Origin of the sequence: Streptomyces sp. ISL-36, assembly GCF_018614205.1 — a bacterium.
In the GTDB taxonomy this organism is placed as follows: Bacteria; Actinomycetota; Actinomycetes; order Streptomycetales; family Streptomycetaceae; genus Streptomyces.
Genome location: NZ_JAGGOS010000049.1, coordinates 72,195 through 92,000 on the forward strand (window position 1 = coordinate 72,195; position 19,806 = coordinate 92,000).

General features: G+C 74.0%; 13 protein-coding genes. 5 read left to right on the forward strand and 8 right to left on the reverse strand.

Going from position 1 to position 19,806, the window contains the following annotated elements; genetic code table 11:
- Positions 1 to 22 precede the first annotated feature (22 nt).
- The 3 genes from J7E93_RS13965 (at position 23) to aroA (ending at position 3,934) form a co-directional block, all read left to right on the forward strand.
- Entirely contained in the window at positions 23 to 646 is a 624-nt protein-coding gene (locus J7E93_RS13965) for an isochorismatase family protein (RefSeq protein ID WP_215069083.1), read from the forward strand.
- The gene (locus tag J7E93_RS13970; RefSeq protein WP_215069085.1) at positions 643 to 2,562 is read left to right on the forward strand and encodes an anthranilate synthase family protein; all 1,920 of its coding nucleotides are present in this window, start codon (positions 643 to 645) and stop codon (positions 2,560 to 2,562) included. Before J7E93_RS13965 ends, J7E93_RS13970 begins: the two co-directional genes overlap by 4 nt.
- Before the next feature lie 130 nt (positions 2,563 to 2,692).
- The gene (aroA, locus tag J7E93_RS13975; protein ID WP_215069087.1) at positions 2,693 to 3,934 is read left to right on the forward strand and encodes a 3-phosphoshikimate 1-carboxyvinyltransferase; all 1,242 of its coding nucleotides are present in this window, start codon (positions 2,693 to 2,695) and stop codon (positions 3,932 to 3,934) included.
- An 81-nt stretch (positions 3,935 to 4,015) separates the two neighbouring features.
- On the opposite strand, the gene J7E93_RS13980 is transcribed toward aroA, so the two are convergent.
- The 8 genes from J7E93_RS13980 to J7E93_RS14015 form a co-directional block, all read right to left on the reverse strand.
- A complete protein-coding gene (locus tag J7E93_RS13980) occupies positions 4,016 to 5,179 on the reverse strand; it encodes an FAD-dependent oxidoreductase (RefSeq protein ID WP_215069089.1) in 1,164 nt (387 codons plus the stop codon).
- A 175-nt stretch (positions 5,180 to 5,354) separates the two neighbouring features.
- Positions 5,355 to 6,668, reverse strand: a complete 1,314-nt coding sequence (locus J7E93_RS38050; RefSeq protein ID WP_308368551.1) for an FAD-dependent oxidoreductase — start codon at positions 6,666 to 6,668, stop codon at positions 5,355 to 5,357.
- Positions 6,665 to 8,878 (reverse strand): molybdopterin oxidoreductase family protein, encoded by a 2,214-nt coding sequence (locus J7E93_RS13990; RefSeq protein WP_215069114.1) that lies wholly within the window; start codon positions 8,876 to 8,878, stop codon positions 6,665 to 6,667. The genes J7E93_RS38050 and J7E93_RS13990 overlap by 4 nt, the downstream gene beginning before the upstream one ends.
- A gap of 67 nt (positions 8,879 to 8,945) precedes the next feature.
- Complete coding sequence (locus tag J7E93_RS13995; RefSeq protein WP_215069091.1) at positions 8,946 to 10,346, reverse strand: MFS transporter; 1,401 nt, start codon at positions 10,344 to 10,346, stop codon at positions 8,946 to 8,948.
- Complete coding sequence (locus J7E93_RS14000) at positions 10,343 to 11,827, reverse strand: lyase family protein (RefSeq protein WP_215069093.1); 1,485 nt, start codon at positions 11,825 to 11,827, stop codon at positions 10,343 to 10,345. The genes J7E93_RS13995 and J7E93_RS14000 overlap by 4 nt, the downstream gene beginning before the upstream one ends.
- Positions 11,824 to 13,821: an FAD/NAD(P)-binding domain-containing protein gene (locus tag J7E93_RS14005; RefSeq protein WP_215069095.1), complete on the reverse strand. Its 1,998-nt coding sequence runs from the start codon at positions 13,819 to 13,821 to the stop codon at positions 11,824 to 11,826. The genes J7E93_RS14000 and J7E93_RS14005 overlap by 4 nt, the downstream gene beginning before the upstream one ends.
- Positions 13,818 to 15,497, reverse strand: coding sequence for a class I adenylate-forming enzyme family protein (locus J7E93_RS14010; protein WP_215069096.1), 1,680 nt, complete (start codon positions 15,495 to 15,497; stop codon positions 13,818 to 13,820). Before J7E93_RS14010 ends, J7E93_RS14005 begins: the two co-directional genes overlap by 4 nt.
- A gap of 256 nt (positions 15,498 to 15,753) precedes the next feature.
- Positions 15,754 to 16,200, reverse strand: a complete 447-nt coding sequence (locus J7E93_RS14015; protein WP_215069098.1) for a GNAT family N-acetyltransferase — start codon at positions 16,198 to 16,200, stop codon at positions 15,754 to 15,756.
- Positions 16,201 to 16,300: 100 nt separating this feature from the next.
- On the opposite strand from J7E93_RS14015, the gene J7E93_RS14020 reads away from it, so the two are divergent.
- Positions 16,301 to 17,284 carry an NADPH:quinone reductase gene (locus J7E93_RS14020; RefSeq protein WP_215069100.1) on the forward strand — a complete coding sequence of 328 codons (984 nt, stop codon included), beginning with the start codon at positions 16,301 to 16,303 and terminating at the stop codon, positions 17,282 to 17,284.
- Between the two features lie 361 nt (positions 17,285 to 17,645).
- Entirely contained in the window at positions 17,646 to 19,601 is a 1,956-nt protein-coding gene (locus J7E93_RS14025; protein ID WP_215069101.1) for a GAF domain-containing protein, read from the forward strand.
- The last annotated feature ends 205 nt before the right edge of the window (positions 19,602 to 19,806 follow it).

Here is a 19,806-nt window from a genome sequence, read left to right on the forward strand (position 1 = left end):
CCCCACGTCACGAGAGGACGTCATGGCCGGGATACCGCCCATCAAGGCCTATCCGTTGCCGACGGCCGGCGCGCTGCCGGCCGCCACCCCGCAGTGGTCCGTCGACCCGGACCGCGCGGTCCTGCTCGTCCACGACATGCAGCGCTACTTCTTGGCGCCCTTCCCCTCGCCGCTGCGCGAGGAGATCATCGCCAACGCGGCGCTGCTCCGCGACCGTTGCGCGGGCCGCGGCGTCCCCGTGGCGTACACCGCGCAGCCGGGCGGCATGACGCCCGAACAGCGCGGCCTGCTCGCCGACTTCTGGGGCCCGGGCATGCGCGTCGACCCCGCCGACCGGGAGGTCGTCGAGCCGCTCGCCCCCGCCTCGGGGGACTGGCTGCTCACCAAATGGCGCTACAGCGCCTTCTTCAAGACCGACCTCCTGGAGCGGATGCGGCTCCACGGCCGCGACCAGCTGATCATCTGCGGGGTGTACGCCCACGTCGGCGTCCTCGCCAGCGCGGTCGACGCCTTCACGAACGACATCGAGACCTTCCTCGTCGCCGACGCGCTCGGCGACTTCACGGAGGCCGAGCACCTCTCCGCCGTCGAGTACGCGGCCAAACGCTGCGCCGTGGTCACCACCACCAAGGAGGTCCTGGGATGACCGCGCCGGCCCACGAGAAGCAGGACCTGCTGAGCCGCGTCCTCGGCCCGAACCCGCCCGCCTTCGCCGTGCTGCACCGCCCCGAGACCACCGGGCCCGGCGCCCTCGACCTGCTGACCGGTGACATCTCGCTGCCCGCGACCCTCGCCGACCTCCCCCTGCGGGACGAGCCGGGCACCGCCGGGCGCCACGAGGTCCTCGCCGTCGTCCCGTACCGCCAGATCGGCGAGCGCGGCTACGACCGCACCGACGACGGCGCCCCGCTCATCGCGATGAGCGTCACCGAGCAGGCCACCCTCCCCCTGGACACCGTCCTCGCCGCGATCCCCGACGTCCCCATCACCCTCGCCGACGGGCACTTCGACGTCGAGGACTCCGCCTACGCCGAGATCGTGCGCCGGATCGTCGCCGACGAGATCGGCACCGGCGAGGGCGCGAACTTCGTCATCCGCCGCTCCTTCACCGCCGAGATCACCGACTACGGACCGGGCAGCGCCCTCACCTTCTTCAAGCGGCTCCTGGAGCGGGAGACGGGCGCGTACTGGACCTTCGTGATCCACACCGGGGACCGCACCTTCGTCGGCGCGTCCCCCGAGCGGCACGTCAGCCTCGCCGACGGCACCGCCGTGATGAACCCGATCAGCGGCACCTACCGCTACCCGGCCTCCGGCCCCACCCTCCCCGGCGTCCTCGACTTCCTCGCCGACCGCAAGGAGGCCGACGAGCTGTACATGGTCGTCGACGAGGAACTGAAGATGATGGCCCGGATCTGCGAGGACGGCGGCCGGGTCGTCGGCCCCTACCTCAAGGAGATGGCCCGGCTCGCCCACACCGAGTACTTCATCGAGGGACAGACCGACCGCGACCCGCGCGAGATCCTCCGCGAGACGCTCTTCGCCCCGACCGTGACCGGCTCGCCGCTGGAGAGCGCGGCCCGCGTCATCGCCAAGTACGAACCTCACGGCCGCGGTTACTACAGCGGCATCGCCGCCCTCATCGGCCGCGACGCCCTCGGCGGCCGGGCCATGGACTCCGCCATCCTCATCCGTACCGCCGAGATCGACGCCACCGGCCGGCTCGGGATCGGGGTGGGCGCCACCCTGGTGCGCCACTCCGACCCGGAGTCGGAGGTCGCCGAGACCCGCGCCAAGGCCGCCGGGCTGCTCTCCGCGCTCCAGGACGACGGCGCCGCCCGCTTCCGCGCCCACCCCCGCGTGCGGGAGGCGCTGGAACGGCGCAACGCCACCATCGCCGACTTCTGGCTGGCGGAGGAGTCCGGCCGCGGCCGGCCCGGCCTCGACCCCGTCCTCGCCGGCCGGCGCGTCCTGATCGTCGACGCCGAGGACACCTTCACCTCGATGATCGGGCAGCAGGTGCGCGCCATGGGGCCGGAGGTGACGGTCCGCCGCTTCGACGAGGAGTACGCCTTCGACGGGTACGACCTCGTCATCATGGGCCCCGGCCCGGGCGACCCGCGCGAGGCCGGCCACCCCAAGATCGCCCACCTGCGGGAGGCGGTCTCCACCCTGCTGCGCGAGCGCCGGCCGTTCCTCGCCGTCTGCCTCAGCCACCAGGTCCTCAGCCTGCGCCTCGGCCTGGACCTCGCCCGCCGCGACGTGCCCAACCAGGGCGTACAGAAGGAGATCGACCTCTTCGGCAGCCGGGAGCGGGTCGGCTTCTACAACACCTTCGCGGCCCGCAGCGACACCGACCGTCTGCACCGGCCGGACATCGGCACCGTCGAGGTCAGCCGGGACCGGGAGACCGGCGAGGTGCACGCCCTGCGCGGACCGTACTTCGCCTCGATGCAGTTCCACGCCGAGTCCGTGCTCACCCAGAGCGGACCGCGGATCGTCGCGTCCCTGCTCGGTGGTCTGGTGAAGAGCGCCCCGGCCGAGGGCGTGCCCGTCGCGTGACCGGCCCGCCGCCCCGCCCGCCCGCCGTCCTCCTCGTCCTCGCCGGGCCCACGGGCTCCGGCACGTCCGCCGTGACGGCGAGGCGGCGGGCGGGCGCGGCGCGTCGGCCCGGTCGGAAGGAGGATCGGACATGAGCCCCACCGCCGTCGCCACCGCACGGATCCCCGGATCCAAGAGCATCACCAACCGGGCCCTGCTGCTCGCCGCCGCCGCCCGCGGCACCACCGCCCTCGGGTCGCCGCTCGTCAGCGACGACACCCTCGCCTTCCGTACCGCACTGACCGATCTCGGCACCTCCGTGCGCGCCACCCCCGACGACACCCGCTGGGAGATCACCGGCAGCGGGCACGGCCCCCGCTCCGGTGGCCGGGTGTGGTGCGCCGACGCGGGGACGGCGGCCCGCTTCCTGCCGCCGTACGCGGCCACCGGGCACGGCACGTTCACCTTCGACGGCTCGGCCCAGCTGCGCGCCCGCCCTCTCGCCCCGCTCGCCGACGCGCTGGGGCGGCTCGGGGCCGGGGTCGCGGGCGACGGCGCACTGCCGCTCACCCTCACGGCCGACGGGCTCGCGGGCGGGCGGATCGCCCTGGACTCCTCGCTCAGCAGCCAGTACCTCACCGGCCTGCTGATGGCGGCGCCGCTCATGGCCCAGGGGCTCACCGTCGAGGCGAGCTCCCTCGTCAGCCGCCCCTACATCGACATGACCCTCGCCCTCATGCGCCACTTCGGCGCGCGGACCGCCGAGCGGGACGGGGTGATCACGGTGGCGCCCGGCGGCTACCGGGCCGCCGATCTGGTCGTCGAACCGGACGCCTCCACCGCCTCGTACGTCTTCGCCGCCGCGGCGGTCACCGGCACCACCGTCACCGTGCCGGGGCTCGGGCGCGGCAGCCTCCAGGGCGACCTGCGCTTCGTCGAGGCGCTGCGCCGTGCCGGAGCCGGGGTCGAGATCGGCGAGAGCGCGACGACCGTCACCGGCGCCGGCCCCCTGCGCGGCGGGTTCACCCTCGACATGGGCGAGATCTCCGACACCTTCATGACCCTCGCCGCGATCGCCCCGCTCGCGGACGCGCCGATCACCCTCACCGGTATCGCCCACGCCCGGCTGAAGGAGTCCGACCGGATCGCGGCCGTCGCGGAGAACCTGAGGGCCTGCGGCATCCGCACCGAGGAGGCCGCCGACCGGATCACCGTGCACCCCGGGTCCCCGCGCCCGGCGCGGATCGCCTGCCGCCGGGACCACCGGATCGCCATGGCCTTCTCGGTGCTCGGACTCGCGGCCCCGGGCGTGATCACGCTGGACGACCCGGGGTGCGTGGCCAAGACCTTCCCCGGCTTCCACGCCGAGATGGCCCGGCTGTTCCCTTCGTAGGAACCGGCGTCCCCGACAAGGCCTGTGCGGGAACGGGTCCTCGCGTGTCGTACCCGGGCAGGTGTCGGACGCGGGCAGGTGTCAGGCGCGGACGGGTGCGGTGCCGGTGGGTGCGGGGTTGGTGGGTGCTGTGCCGGTGGGTGCGGTGCCGACCTCCACGCGCCCGAGGAGGGTACGCCCGTCCGCTCCCAGGACGAGCTTGCGGTACCGGCCGCCCGCACGGTCCGCCTCGCTGAACTCGATCGCCCCCTCCGTACGGGCGTGGATGTCCCCGAACCCGGAGACGTCGATGCCGAGCAGCTTGAGCCGGGTCGGCTGTCCCGTGTCCGTGAACGGCGTGTGGTCGAGGCCGAGGAGACGCCGGGCCACCGCGGCGGCCATCCGGAGGCCCGGGGCCAGCAGGCCGTGGCAGCGCCCCTCGACGGCGGCGCACTCGCCGATCGCCCAGATCCGCTCGTCGGCCGTGCGCAGGCCGTCGTCGACGAGGAACCCGCCGCGCTCCCCGGTCGCCAGCCCCGCGGCGGACGCCAGCTCGTCCCGGGGCCGTATCCCGGCGGAGAAGACGACGAGCCCGGCCTCGATCTCCGCACCGTCGGCGAGGCGGACCCGGTCGGCGTCGACCGAGACGGTCGTCGCCCCGCAGTGCACCTCGATCCCGAGCTCCCGCACCAGCGAGGCGAGGAGCCGGCCGCCACCCGCGTCGACCTGGAGCGGCATGAGTCTGGGGGCGGCCTCCACCACGTGCGGCCGCATTCCGAGCCCCCGCAGCGCGTCGGCCGCCTCAAGACCGAGCAGCCCGCCGCCGATGACGACACCCGGTTCGCCGGGGCGGGCGGCGGCGCGGAGCGCCTCGATGTCGTCGATGGTGCGGTACGTGAGGCAGTGCGGCAGATCGTGTCCCGGCACGGGCGGCACGAACGGCCGCGAGCCGGTGGCCAGGACCAGCGCGTCGTACGCGTGCCGCGACCCGTCGGAGCACCGCACGGTCCGCCGGACCCGGTCGATGCCGGTCACGGTCGTGGAGAGGCGCACGTCCACCAGGGAGTCGGGGGCGGGCAGCGTGAGGTCGCCGGGGGTGCGGCCGGAGACGAGGGAGGAGAGGGCGACCCGGTCGTAGGCGGGGCGCGGCTCCTCGGCGAGGACGACGATCCGCCAACTGTCGGTCCGGTCAAGGGCGCGGACCTCGGTGACGAGCCGGTGCCCGACCGGCCCGTACCCGGCGACGACGAGCGTACGACGGCTCACGCGGCCACCTCCGGTACATACGGCACCGGGACCGCCCGGATAGCCTCGGAGGCTTGCGCCGTCCGGGCCCCGATCGCCTCGGCTGCCTGCGCCGTCCGGATCACCTCGGCTGCCCGCGTCCTCTCAAGCGTTCCGGTCGCGGGGCGTCCCGCGGCCCTTCGCGTACGGTGATGGCTCATCCGACCTCCTCCGGGACCCGCAGCGCCGCGCACACCGCGCGGACCGTCTCCGCGCAGCCGCCGCAGCCCGTGGTCGCCCGGGTCGCCGCCGCCAGGGCGGTGAGTTCCCGCGCGCCGTCCTGCCAGGCCCGCACGACGGTTCCCTTGCTGACGTTGTTGCAGTGGCAGAGGACCGCCTCGTCGGCCATCGCGGCCGGGTCGTCCCCGGGCTCCTCGGCCCGGCCGCCGAGCAACAGGGCGAGCCGGTCCGCGGGCACGGGCCGCCCCGTGGCGGACAACTGGCCGACGGCCGCGATCCCTTCGGGAAGGCCGACGAGCACGGCCCGCGCGATCCGCTCGCCCCGGATCTCGATCCTGGCGTACCGCCCGCGCGCCGGGTCGGAGAAGGTCACCACCTCGTCGGGCCCGGTCGCCGGACCGGCGCCCGGCCACCCCCAGGTCCCGACGGAGGCGATGTCGAGGCCCGGCACCCTCGGGCGCAGGAGCGGCGGCACCGGGACGTACCGCGCCTCGCCCCCCGCGAGAAGCGTGGCCAGGGTCTCCGCCTGCGCCATGGACCCCGCCTGGTCCGGCGTACCCGCGCAGGCGCCGATGGCCCGTATCGAGGGGTCGCTCGTGCGGAGGCGGTCGTCCACCACGACGCTCCCTGTACCGTGCCGCACCGCAAGACCCGCCTCGCGGGCCGGCGCCGTGTCCGGGACGGTGCCGGTGCACCGCAGGACCGTGTCCGCGCCGAGCGTGTCGGACGGCGGGACGTACGCGCCGAGCCGCAGCTCGATGCCGCAGGACTCCAGCCGCGCCGCCACCAACTGGCCCGCCACCTCGTCGAGATGGCGGTGCATCGGGTACGGGCCTCCGTGCGCCAGGACCACTCGGTGCCCGCGTCGCCGCAGGGCCGTCGCCGTCTCCACGCCCAGGACGCCCCCGCCCACCACGGCCACCCGGCCCCGGACCGGCCGGGCGCCGTCGTCCAGGGTGTGCAGATCGCCGGTGGGCCGCGCCCCCGTCGCCAGGACCAGCGTGTCGTAGCCGTACACCGCCCCGTCCGCGCACCGCACCTGGCGGCGCGCCCGGTCGATCGCGACGACCCGGACACCGGTCCGCACCTGGACCCCGGGCGGCGGTGCGGACAGTGTCAGCGCGCTCGGCGGCAGGTCCCCGCCGATCACCGAACCGAGCAGGGTGCGCTGGTACGCGGGGTGGGGCTCGGCGCCCAGGACGGTCACCGGGCCGTCGTGGCCGAGTGCCCCGAGGCGGTCGGTCAGCCGATGCGCGGCCGGCCCGTTGCCGACGACGAGAATCCGCTTCACGCGCCCACCGGCCCGACCCGTACCGCGTCCACCGACTCGGCCTCCACCGGCCCGACCCGTACCGCGTCCACCGACTCGGCCTCCACCGGCCCGACCCGTACCGCGTCCACCGACTCGGCCTCCACCGGCTCCACGCGTACCGCGCTCACCTTGAACTCCGGCATGCCGCTGCGGGGGTCGAGCGCCCCGCTCGTCAGCAGGTTGGCCCGGCCGTCCCCCGGGAAGTGGAACGGCAGGAACACCGTGTCCGTCCGCAGGCTCTCCACCAGCCGCACCCGCGCCACCACCGCTCCCCGCGCCGAGACCACCCGGGCGAGCCCGCCCGCCGTCACGCCCGCCCGCCGGGCCGCGTCGGGGTGGATCTCCACGAACGGCTCCGGCTCGGCCGCCGTCAGTCCCGGCACCCGCCGGGTCTGCGCCCCGGACTGGTAGTGGGCCAGGACCCGGCCGGTCGTCGCGTACAGGGGCAGGTCGCCGCCCGGCAGTTCCGCCGCGTCGCGGTGTTCGACCGGTACGAAACGGGCCCGCCCGTCCGGGTGCGCGAAGCCGTCGAGGAAGAGTCGCGGCGTCCCCGGATGAGCCGGTCCCGACGGCACCGCCGGGCAGGGCCAGTGCAGCGCCTCGCCCGCGTCGAGGCGTTCGTAGCTCACCCCGGAGTAGTCGGCCCGGCCGCCCGCGGTGGCCCGCCGCAGCTCCTCGAAGACCTCGCGGGGCGCGACGGGATACCGCTCGGCCGGTTCCCCCAGCCGTACCGCGATTCCGCGCAGGACCTCCAGGTCGCCGCGTACCCCCGGTGGCGGAGCGAGCAGCGCGCGACGGCGCAGCACCCGCCCCTCCAGGTTGGTCAGCGTGCCCTCCTCCTCCGCCCATTGGGCGACGGGCAGGACCACGTCCGCCATCCGGGCCGTCTCCGAGGGAACGAAGTCCGCCACGACCAGTAGATCGAGCGCGGCGAGACGCTCGGTGACATGGCCGGCGTGCGGGGCGGAGATCACCGGGTTCGAACCGAAGACCAGGAGCGCGCGCGGACCGCGGGGCGTCCCCAGCGAGTCGAGCAGCTCGTACGCGCTCGGCCCGGGCCCCGGCAGCGCCGCCGGGTCGACGCCCCACACCCCGGCCACGTGCGCGCGGGCCGCGGGGTCGGTGATCATCCGGTAGCCGGGCAACTGGTCGGCCTTCTGCCCCAGTTCACGTCCGCCCTGACCGTTTCCCTGGCCGGTGAGGCAGCCGTAGCCGCTGCCGTCCCGGCCCGGAAGCCCGAGCGCGAGCGCGAGATTGACGAACGCGGAGACCGTGTCGGCACCCTTGCTGTGCTGTTCGGCGCCGCGCCCCGTCAGGACGTACGCCCGTCGGGCGTCGGCGAGCAGCCGTACCGCCTCCCGCTGGGCCGCGACCGGCACCCCCGTCACCCGCTCGGTCCGCTCCGGCGTCCAGGGCAGCGCCCGCTGCCAGGCCTCCTCGAAGCCGTTCGTGCGCTCCCGTACGAAGGAGTGGTCGAGCCGTCCGTCGACCACCGTCAGCTGCAACAGCCCGAGCGCGAGGGCGAGATCGGTGCCGGGCGCGGGCCGCAGATGCAGCGCGGCCCGCTCGGCGGTCGGGGTGCGGCGCGGGTCGAGCACGATCAGCGCGGCCCGGTCCAGATGCCGCATCAGCGGCGGCATCGTCTCGGCCGGGTTCGCCCCGGCGAGCAGCACGACGTCCGCCCGGCCGAGGTCGGCCACCGGGAAGGGCAGACCCCGGTCGATACCGAAGGCGGCGTTGGACGCGGCGGCGGCCGACGACATGCAGAAGCGCCCGTTGTAGTCGATCCGGCTGGTCCGCAGCGCGATCCGGGCGAACTTGCCGAGGAGGTACGCCTTCTCGTTGGTCAGCCCGCCGCCGCCGAACACGCCCACCGCGTCCGGGCCGTACTCCCGCCGGATCTCCCGCAGCCGCCCCGCGACCAGGTCCAGGGCGACGTCCCAGCCGGCGGGGGCGAGCCTCCCGTCCGCGCCGCGCACCAGGGGTTCGCGCAGCCGGTCGGCCGCCGACAGCACCTCGGGCGCGGTCCAACCCTTCTGGCACAGACCGCCCTGGTTGACGGGGAAGGAGGAGGGGGCGACGGTGACCTCACCGAGGGATCCGCGGCCGCCCGCGTGACCGAGCCGCGTACCGCACTGCAGCGCGCAGTAGGGGCAGTGCGTATGGACCGCGCGGGGGGCTGCGGACACGGCGGAGGAGACAGCGGGCGTCACGGCGGGCGAGACAGCGGGCGTCACGGCGGGGGAGTGGATCGGGTCAGACACGGGTGGCCCCGGACCGTACGGGACGCGGTTGCGACTGCCCGGGCCTGCCGGGCCGGCCTGGCCGCACCGGCCGCAGGTACACCACCCAGGTGACCGCCACACAGAGCGCGTAGAAGCCGAGGAACGCCAGGAACGCCGGCGCGCCGCTGCCGCCCTCGGAGCCGTACGCCGCCCGGAAGGCGAGGTTCACCGCGACCCCGCCGAGCGCGCCGACCGCGCCGGCGATCCCGATCACGGCCCCCGAGAGCCGGCGGGCACGGGCGAAGGCCCGGGTCGCGTCCCCGCCGCCGGTGACCTCGCGGCCGGCCCGCTCGGCGAAGACGGCCGGGATCATCTTGTACGTGGAGCCGTTGCCGATCCCGGTGAGCACGAACAGCACGGTGAAACCGGCCACGAACAGGGCGAACGAGCCCTCGCGCGAGGCGAGGAGCAGTCCCGCGGTCCCGGCCGCCGTCCCCGTGAACGTCCACGCGGTGACCCGCGCCCCGCCCCACCGGTCGGCGAGCCGCCCACCGAAGGGGCGCGCCAGAGAACCGAGGAGGGGGCCGAGGAACGTGTACGAGGCCGCTTGGAGCGGGCTGGACCCGAACTGGGTCTGCAGGACCAGACCGAAGGCGAACCCGTACCCGATGAACGACCCGAACGTGCCGATGTAGAGCAGCGAGATCCACCAGGTGTGCGCGACACCCAGGGCTTCGCGCAATGCACCCTTCTCGCCGCGCACCAGCGCCAGATTGTCCATCCGCAGCGCGGCCAGGAGCGCGACGGCGACGATCAGCGGCAGGTAGAACGCGGCGACGTAGGACGGGTGCGTGTCGCCGGCCGTGGCGATGACCAGCAGCCCGAGAAGCTGGACCACGGCCACCCCCAGATTGCCGCCACCCGCGTTGAGCCCGAGGGCCCAGCCCTGGTGGCGCTGGGGGAAGAAGGCGGTGATGTTCGTCATCGAGGAGGCGAAGTTGCCGCCGCCGACGCCGCCGAGCGCGCCGATGAGGAGGAAGACCCACAGGGGTGTGCCGGGGCGCTGTGTGAAGTACGCGGCACCGCAGGCGGGGACGAGCAGCACGGTGGTGGCGAAGACCGTCCAGTTCCGGCCGCCGAACCGGGTGACCGCGTGGCTGTACGGGAGTCTCAGCACCGCGCCCACCAGGGTCGGGGTGACGACGAGGAGGAACTTCTCGCCGGGCGTGAACGGCAGCCCGATACGCGGCGACATGAACAGCACGAGGACCGACCACATGGACCAGACGGAGAAACCTACGTGCTCGGAGGCTATGGAGAGCACCAGATTGCGCCGCGCGATCCGCTTGCCCTTCCCCTCCCAGAACCGGACGTCCTCGGGGTCCCAGTCCTCGATCCACCGGCCGCCCGCGCGCCGGCCCTCGGCGCTCACGGTGCGCCCTTCAGCGCCCGGTCCACCAGGGGGCCCGCAGCGCCCGTGTAGGCGGCCGGGTCGCAGAGCGAGGCGATCTCGGCGGCGTCCATGACGCCGGCGAGCTCGGGGGCCTCGGCCAGGACGTCGGGGAGGGGCCGGCCGTCGCGGTCCGCCGTCACCGACGCCCACGTCAGCAGCTCCTTCGCTGCGGCCTTCCCGAGCCGGGGCGCGAGCACGGCGGCGATCCGCTCGGAGACGACCTGGCTGCCGGTGAGCGCCAGGTTCTCCCGCATCCGCTCCGCGCGCACCTCAAGACCCTCGGCCAGCTCGACGGCCGTGTGCGCGGCGCCGCCGGTCAGCCGCAGGCACTCGCGCAGCAGCTGCCACTCGGCGTGCCACACCCCGCCGGAGCGCTCGTCCTCGGTCACCAGGCACTGCGCCAACGCGCCGGCGAGCGCCGGTACCTGCAGGGCGGCGGATCGGATCAGGGTCGCGAGGACCGGGTTCCGCTTGTGCGGCATCGCCGAGGACGCCCCGCGTCCGGACCCGCCCGACGGCTCGGCGACCTCCCCGACCTCGGTCCGCGCGAGCGACTGCACGTCGACCGCGATCTTCCCGAGCGCACCGCTGGCGAAGGCGAGCGCGGAGCCCAGATCGGCGACCGGGGCGCGCAGGGCGTGCCAGGGCAGCAGCGCGGTGCTCAGCCCGGTCTCCTCGGCGAACGCCGTGAGGAGCCGCTCGTGGTACGCCCCGGCGTCGAACCTCTCCGCGGCGTCGTCGGTCGCTGCCTCGCCGGTCGCCGCCGCCTCGCCGGTCGCCCCCTCGCCCGCCGCCACGCCGGTCGCCCCCGCGGGCCCGGCCGCGAGGCGCGCGTACTCCACGTACCCCGCGAGCGTGCCCGCCGCCCCGCCCAGGGACACCGGGAGGGACTCCTGGACGCGCGCGAGGCGTTCGTCGGCGGCCAGGAGCAGTTCGCGCCACCCCGCGGCCTTGAGTCCGAAGGTGGTCGGGACCGCGTGGAGGGTCAGGGTGCGGCCGGCGATCAGGGTGTCACGGTGGCGTTCCGCGAGGGCGGCCAGCGCGACCGCCGTGCGGGACAGGTCCGCGCGGATCAGCCGCAGCGCCCGGTCCGCGACCAGCATCGCGCCGGTGTCGAAGATGTCCTGGCTCGTCGAGCCCCGGTGGACGTACTCCGCGGCCGCCGGTTCCTCCGCCGCGACCACCCGGGTCAGCGCCTGCACCAGGCCGACGACGGGGTTCGCGGTCTCGCGCGCCGCGAGGGCCAGGGCCCGAAGGTCCAGGCGTTCCGCGCGCGCCGCGTTGGAGACCGCACGGGCCGCCTCCGCCGGGACCGTGCCGAGCCGCGCCTGCGCCCGGACCAGCGCCGCCTCGGCGTCCAGCATGGCCTGCAGCCAGGCCCGGTCGCCGACCGCGGCCTCCACCGGAGTCCCGGCCCGTACGGGCGACAGCAGCCCCGCGTCCTCCCACGGCCGCGTCACACGATCACCCCCGCCGGCTCCATCGAGGAGCCCTCCGTCACCGGCCGCACGCCCGCCGGTACCTGTGTCGCCGGCGGCAGCGCGCACAGCGCCCGCGCGATGGCGTCCGAATCGCCGAGTGTCACGGAGTCGACGCCCGGCCGGATGCCGGCCGCGGTGACCCAGTGGACCGACTCGGTCGGCACACCGTACGCGAACCGGCGCGGGTGCGGTCGGCCGCGGCCGTCCACCACCCGGTACGGCCGCTCGGTGACGGCCAGGCCCCCGGTCTCGTAACTCGTCCCGCAGGACCCGGCGATCCGGTACGGCGCCGCCTGGTCGGTGCCGAGGAGATGCAGCATCAGCGGGTCCCGGGTGCGCCGCAGGTCCGGCTCCGGCAGCCGCGCCTCGATCAGCACACCGGCCCGTACCGGCGGCCCCGGCACGGACTCCGACGCGGCCACGAACGACGGCGCCGCCGCGTCCAGCCGGATCTGCGTGCCCGGCCCGGTGACCTCCAGGACACCCGCCTCGATCAGCGCGATCATCTCCTCGACACGGGAGGCCGGGGGCCCGATCGACAGGAAGCCGTTGAGCGGGGTGTACCAGCCCTCCAGGTCGTCCCGGTGCGAATTGCCCTCCAGGCCGCCATGGTCGACGGCCAGCCGGATCTCGTTGCGCAGGTCCCGCAGCACGTCGAGCGCGGCCTTGAGTGGGCCCCGTACATTGCCCGCCCGCGCCTCCGCCACGTCCCGCTCCAGATGGCGCAGCAGCCAGGCCCGGAAGTCGTCCCGGCCGGTGAACTTCCGCTCCCCGTAGGGCCGGGACAGCTTCTCCCAGTCCCACCGGTCCGGCTCGGTGACTCCGTACTCCGCCACCAGCGCCGCCCGCTCGGGCTCCTCGGCCGCCTCCAGGTAGCGGGCGGTGAACTCCTCGCGGCGGTCGCCGCGCCCCAGTGAGTCGAGGAGCGTGCCGTAGTAGACGCTCTCCACCTCGCGTGAGATCAGCGGCCACAGGTCCTGGGTGAAGTTCACCCGCTCGCCGTCGACGTTCCGGGCCCGCAGCCGCGCGATGAACTCCGGTGTCAGCAGCTGCGGCAGGTGACGCCCGTACGCGCCCTTCTGGTTGTCGCCGCGTGCGTGGTATGGCACCCCGCGGCGCGAGGACGCGAACAGCTTCGGCTCCCGCCCCGAGGCGCGGTACACCAGTCGGCCGTCGCGCCGCTCGAAGACCCCGCCCCGGCCGGCCGTGAACAGCGCCATGTGGTCGAAGAAGTTGAGCCCCAGGCCGCGCAGGAGCACATGCTGCCCCGGCTCGATGAAGCTCAGATCCACGTCCGCCGGGTTGGCCGGCGTGATGTAGCGCAGGTTGTGGATCCGGGCCAGGCTCGCCGTACGGGCCTCGCGGGCCGTCGGCCGGGCCGGCACATGGCCCTGGGCGAGGACGACTCCGTCGAGGTGGTTGAGGCGTGTGCCGTCCTCCAGACGCACCCCCTGCGGGCCGCCGGGCACACCGTGGGTGTCGGCCATCGCCACCGCCCGCGAACGGTGCACCCGGACCGTCACATGATCCGGCGCGCGGTCCACCACCCGCTGGAAGCAGTCGTGCAGATAGCGGCCGTAGAAGGCGCGTGAGGGGTACGAGTCCGGGCCGAGCCGGCGGGCCTCCTCCAGCGTCTCCGCGTCGTACCCGTCGGCGGACGCGCCGGCCCGCGTCAGCACCGCGAGCTGCTGCGCCCACGCGTACAGACTGGGCCCAGGCTCGACCGGGCCCTCGATCCGCGTGCTGTCGTCGGTGTAGACCGTCACCTGCGAGGCGACCGTGTTCATCAGCAGGTGCCGCGACTGCTCCGTCCGCCAGACCGCGCCGGGGCCGGGCGCCGCGGGGTCGACCACGTGGACGGTGAGCGTCCGGTGGGTGGGCGCCACACGCTCGTTGGCGCAGATCCGCTCCAGGACGGACAGGCCGCGCGGCCCGGCGCCGACGATGCAGAGCTCGGCGTGCGCGCCGTTCATGCCTGCGCCCCGGCGGCGGGGGCGGAACCGTTCGTACCGGTCACACGGGTCGCATCGATCGCACCTGCTGTACCGGGCACACGCGTCGCATCGGTCGCACCGGTCGCACCGGTCGTGCCGGCCGCGAGCAGACGGGCCAGTTCGAGCCGCTTGATCTTGGTCGTCGCCGTCTGCGGCAGCTCACCGAGCCGCCACTGCACCGGCTCCGCCATCGGAGGCAGTGTGGCCGTCGCCGTCTTCCACGCCGCCGGGTCCAGCGGGCGGTCGTCCTTCGTGCAGACCACCGGAACGGCACGGCCGTCGGCGCCGGGAATGATGATGACCTCGGCCAGCTCGGCCAGCTTCCCGAAGAGGGTGTCCTCCGCGGCGAGGGTCGATCCGAAGCCCTCGATCAGGTCGACCTCCCGGTCGAGCAGGTGCACACAACCCCACTTGGTGCGGTAGCCGACATCACCCATCCGCCACCAGCCGTCCGCGGACACCTGCTGGTCGTACCGCTCCTGCTCCCCGAGGTAGGTGACGATCCGGCCGTCGCTGCGGACCTCGATGTAGCCAGGGTTCTCCGGCGAGGGCTCCTTGCCGTCCCGGCTCACCACGCGGACGTCCGTCATCCCGGGGAAGGGGCGGCCGACGCAGCGCCCGTCGTCCTCCAGCGAGCGGCGCCGGGTGAAGGCGCGCACCACCGCGGGGCCGACCTCGCTCTGCCCGTACAGCTGGCCGAAGAGCGGCGCGCGCCGCTTCGTGGCACGCAGCAGTGTGTGCACGGTCCGCGGGTGGATCGCGTCGAAGGTGGACGAGAACAGCTTGACGTTCGACAGCGGACCGCGCGGGTCGTCCGCCAACTCCTCCCACTCCATGAAGGAGTTGGGGTGCGCCTCCAGGATGCCCGGCTTCAGCCGGGCGAACAGGTCGGCGGCCTGCTTCGGGTCGGGGTCGGCCAGCACGATGATCGGGAAGCCCCGGAAGAGGGAGATCGCGAGCGCCGTGAAGAGCCGCGAGTGCACGAACGACACATGCATCGCGATCGTTTCGCGGCCCCGGATCAGCGGCGCGATGGCGGAGACCTGCGGCCGGTAACGGGCCTGCAGCGTACGGCCGGTGTGCACGGCCAGCTTCGGAGTTCCCGTCGTGCCCGAGGTGTGTGTGATCAGCGTCGGGTGCTCGGGCGGCATGGTCACCGCGGGGACCCGCGCCACGCCCGCCAGACCGGCAAGCTCGGTGGCGCGCTCATGGCTGCCCGAGGCGAGCAGCACGGTTCCGGCCAGGTCGAAGACCTCGGCCGGCAGCTCCTTCTCCAGCTTCGTGGCGTCCGTCAGGAGGAACGGCCGCTCCGTGCGCCGCACCAGCTCGGCGGCGGTCGCGCCGTCCAGCTTCGGCGAGAGCAGCACCGGTACGGCTCCGATGCGGGCGATGGCACAGGACAGCAGCGTGATGTCGAAGCCGTCGGACTTGTAGACGACGACCCGCTTGCCGGGGCGCACCTTCGCCGCCCACAGCCGGGACGCGAAGTCGTCGATCAGGTCGGCGACCTCCGCGACCGTCGTACGCCGCCCCAGCTCGGGCGCGATGTCCAGGTCGTGGTCGAGGATCACCACGTTCGCGGGATGCCGGGACGCCGCTCGCTCGAACAGCGTACCCAGCCGGATTCCACGGTTTCCAATGCGCTGCAGCAGCATGTCCCCAGGCTTTCGTCGGTAGAAATGCCGAGATCGACAGAGATCGGCAAGGCGAATTCGAGCCGCTCCCGCGAGAATGCGCGGGGTGAAGAAGGGCGGACGGAGAATGGGCGCTAATTCGCCGTTCTCGGAACGGGATACTGCTGAGCGTTCATGGGACGGTCAACGGAACGAATCAGGGTCCGTCAAGTCCGGTGCGGGTCAGATGCCGATCCGATGCCGATCCGATGTCGGTCCGATGCGGATCAGTCGCGGATCAGTCGCACGTCCGACGCACGTCCAGTGCGAAGTGCAGTGCCACGATGTTCATGCGTCGGGCGTGGTAGAAGCGCTGCGCCCCGAGGTTGGCCGTGCCGGTGTCGAGTTCGATTCGTAGGCAGCCGGCCCGCAGGGCCCGCTGCCGCAGCTCGTCGAAGAGGCGGGCGCCCACGCCGGCCGAGCGGGCGGACGGCGCGGTGACGAGGTCGTCGACGAAGAGCAACCGCCCGCGGCTCGTGGCCAGTACGCGGTGTGCGGCCACGCCCAGACACCGGCCGGCCGGGTCGTACGCGGCGGTGAAGACGAGTCCCTGGAGGTGCGCGACGGCCGCGAACTCCAGGAAGCCGGCGGCGTCCAGGCCGGGTCGCAGTGTCCGTATCAACGGCCCGACGTCGGTGGCGAGGGCGGGGTCGTCCGGCGTCAGATCGGTCATCGTCAATTCCATGGCCGTCAGCGTAGGTCGGTAATCCCGTGTTTTCCGGTCGAGTTGACACATCATGCGTCGCGGGGGCGAAAGAACGGTTCCACTCTGTCAGTATCCGGTCATGCGCGCTGCCTACATCGAAGAGCTCGGACCGCCGGACGCGATTCAATACGGAGAACTGGCCGCACCACGTCCCGGTCCTACGGACGTTCTTGTCGACGTTCTGGCCACGACGGTCAATCCTGTCGACACCTTCGTCCGTTCCGGAGTGTTCCGGACTCCGCTGCCCTTTCCTTTCGTGATCGGGCGCGATCTCGTGGGGCGTGTCGCGGAGGCCGGAGCGGGCGTCCACGGCTTCGCGGTGGGCGACCTCGTGTGGAGCAACAGCCTGGGCCACGAGGGGCGTCAGGGCGCCGCCGCCGAACAGGCCGTCGTCGCCGCGGACCGGCTCTACCGGCTTCCACCCGGCGTCGACGCGGAGACCGCGGTGGCCGTGGTCCATCCGGCGGCCACCGCGTACCTCGGGCTCTTCACCCACGGCCGCGTACGCGCCGGGGAGACGGTGGTGGTCGCGGGCGCGGCCGGCAACGTCGGCAGCGCGATGGTCGTCCTCGCCGCCCGGGCGGGGGTACGGGTGATCGCCACCGCCCGGGAGCGGGACGCCTCGTACGTCTCCTCGCTGGGCGCCGCCGAGGTCTTCGACTACACCGACCCCGAGGTCCATGAGCTGATCCGGAGGGCGGCACCGGACGGCGTCGACGCCTATCTCGACGCGTCGGGCACCAACGACCTCACCCGCAGCGTGGACGTGCTGGCCCGACGCGGCCGGATCGTGCTTCTCGCGGGCGCCCGGACACAGCCCGTCCTGCCGGCCGGTCAGCTCTACATGAAGGACGGCACGATCGCCGGATTCGTCATCTCGCACGCCTCCACGGCCGAACTGGCCGAGGCCGCCGAGACCATCAACCGACTGCTCGCCGCCGGGGTGCTGTTCCCCCGCGAGGTCGAGGTCCGTCCCCTGAGCGAGGCCGCGGAGGTCCACCGCCGCATCGAGACGAAGGGCCCCCACGGCAGCCGCATCGTCCTGCGCACGACGGCACGCTGACGGCCCGACCCGGCGACTGCCCGGGCCCCGGCCCTTGGGCCGGACCTCGCGCCCTGCCGCTGGGGCGCCCTGACGGCCGGACCCCGGGGAGTGCCTCGGGCCCGGAGTTTTCCGACCCCTCGGCCGGGACGCCTCGGGCCCGGAGTTTTCCGAACCCTCGGCCGCGCCGGCAAGGTGGTCGCACGACACCGTTCACGCCACCCCGTGGTGATCTTGCCACCCCCGTCGTACCCCGGCCATCGGCCGGGAACGAAGTGGCCGAGGTCACCGTTGACCCTCTCCCAGCGCCGAATTAGTTTCGGCCAGCGGTACGGGTTCCCTCAGGGGCTCCCGGTTTCTCTCAACAACGGGGGTTGAGGCAATGTCCCAGCACGGCGCGGACGGAGGCGGGGGCACCGACGCGCTCTCGGTTCTGGAGCTGCTCGCTCAACAGGCCCCACCGGGCCGCTACGAAGCACTGCTGGAGGAGGCCCGCCGGGCGGGCGCACCACCCGGCGAACTGGCGAGGCTGGAGAGGGCCGTTCAGCTCGCCATCGGTATCAGCTCCTCCTTCGACCGCCGGGAACAGCGCGAGGCCGGGCTCGCCGCACTCGTCGACACCGCACGGGACCTGACCTTCCCGTACGACCTCGACAGCCTCCTGCGGGTCATCGTCCGCCGGGCCAAGGGGCTGCTCGACTTCGACATGGCGTACGTCAGCCTGCGCGACGCCAACGGCTCCTCCTTCGTCCACACCACCGAGGGCTCCCACACCGGACTGACCACCGGTCTGCGGGTCCTCGACGGTCACGGACTGGGCGGCGAGGCCCACAGCCACGGGGAACCGGCGTGGTCCGCCGACTACTTGGAGGACGACCGCTTCCCGCACGCCCGGGCGGTCGACGAGGTCGTCAGGGCCGAAGGGCTGCGCGCCGTCATGGCCGTACCGCTGCGCAGCGGCGACACGACCGTCGGCGCGCTGTACGGCGCCGACCGCAGGGTCCGCCACTACACGCCCGACGAGATCGGCCTGATGTCCTCACTGGCCGACCTGGCCGCGGTCGCCATCGAGAAGGCTGGCCTCCTCGACCAGACCCGGGCCGAGGTGACCGAACTGGAGCTGGACAGTTCGCGGGCCCGCTCCAGCCTCACCCGGATGCGGCACATCAGCGAGGCCCACAGCCGGATCATGAACCTCGTCCTGGCGGGCGGCGATCTGTGCAACGTGGCAAAGGCGGCGGGCGACGCGCTCGACGCGACCGTCATGATCCGTGACCCGGGCGGACGCAGCCTCGCCTTCGGCGGCGAGATCACCGGCCTCGACGAGGAGGCCGTGGCGAAGGCCTCGCTGGACGCGCACGCCGGCCGCCGGCCCGTCGTGACCGGCGACAACACCTGGGTGGCGCCGGTCATCGCCGGCTCCGAGGACCTGGGCGTCCTGGTGATCCGCGCGGCGACCGGACTGACGGGCGAGGACGAGCGGCTGCTCGAACTGGCCGCCCAGTCCGTGGCCTTCCTCCTCCTGATGCAGCGCTCCACGGCTGTCGCCGAGGGGCCCGTCCGCGACGAGCTCCTCGACGACCTGCTCGCCGACCCCCAGCACGCCCCCCAGCAGATCGTGCAGCGCGCCCGGCGCCTCGGCATCGACCTGGGCAAGCCGCACGTCCTGGTGGTGGCCCGGCCGGAGGGCGGGGAGCAGGGGCGGGCGGTGGTGTGGGCGTCCTCGTACGCGTACCGGATGTCCGGTCTGAAGACCGTGCAGGGCGGCTGCATCGTGCTGCTGCTGCCCGGACTCGACGCCTCGGCCGTCGCGAAAGCGGTCTCCGGTGAACTCTCCCCGCTGCTCGGCCACCCGGTCTCGGTCGGCGCGGCCGGCCCCGGCTGGAGCCCGGACAGCGCGGGGCGGCTCTACCTGGAGGCCATGCGCTGCCTCGACGCGATGAGCGCACTGGGCGGTTCCGGCTCGGCCGCCTCCGTGCAGGACCTGGGGTTCCTGGGGCTTCTGCTCTCGGACGACCACGACGTGGACGGCTTCATCGAGTCGGCGATCGGGCCCGTACTGGACTACGACGCCGAGCGGTTCACCGATCTGACGCGCACGCTGGAGGCGTACTTCGCGTCGGGCGGCAGCCCGACGAACGCGGCGGAGGCGCTGCACGTCCACCCCAACACGGTGTCGCGCCGGCTGGAACGGATCGGCGAACTCCTCGGCGCGGAGTGGCAGAAGCCGGGCCAGGTCCTGGAGGTCCAGCTGGCCCTCCGCCTCCAGCGCACCCGCGACGTCCTGGCCCAGCAACGCGGCACGGACCCGTCCCGCTCGGCACCACCGACCGCCTGACGAGGGGGAGCGGGCGGGTGGGCGCCGGAGGCGACCCCGGCAGCCGCCGCCTGGCACCCGGCACCGGGAGGCGGCGCTAGCAGCCGCCGCCCGCCGTCCGGCAGTTGCCACCGGCGGTCGCCGCCCGCCACCCGGCCCCGGGAGGCGACTGCCCGGCGCCGGTAGGCGCACCTGGCACGCTGCCGCCGAAGCCGAAGCCGAAGCC

Coding starts and splice junctions, on each gene's coding strand:
- J7E93_RS13965 (WP_215069083.1), top strand. CDS start 23: ATGGCCGGGATACCGCCCATCAAGGCCTATCCGTTGCCGACGGCCGGC.
- J7E93_RS13970 (WP_215069085.1), top strand. CDS start 643: ATGACCGCGCCGGCCCACGAGAAGCAGGACCTGCTGAGCCGCGTCCTC.
- aroA (WP_215069087.1), top strand. CDS start 2,693: ATGAGCCCCACCGCCGTCGCCACCGCACGGATCCCCGGATCCAAGAGC.
- J7E93_RS14005 (WP_215069095.1), bottom strand. CDS start 13,821: ATGAACGGCGCGCACGCCGAGCTCTGCATCGTCGGCGCCGGGCCGCGC.
- J7E93_RS14010 (WP_215069096.1), bottom strand. CDS start 15,497: ATGCTGCTGCAGCGCATTGGAAACCGTGGAATCCGGCTGGGTACGCTG.
- J7E93_RS14015 (WP_215069098.1), bottom strand. CDS start 16,200: ATGGAATTGACGATGACCGATCTGACGCCGGACGACCCCGCCCTCGCC.
- J7E93_RS14020 (WP_215069100.1), top strand. CDS start 16,301: ATGCGCGCTGCCTACATCGAAGAGCTCGGACCGCCGGACGCGATTCAA.
- J7E93_RS14025 (WP_215069101.1), top strand. CDS start 17,646: ATGTCCCAGCACGGCGCGGACGGAGGCGGGGGCACCGACGCGCTCTCG.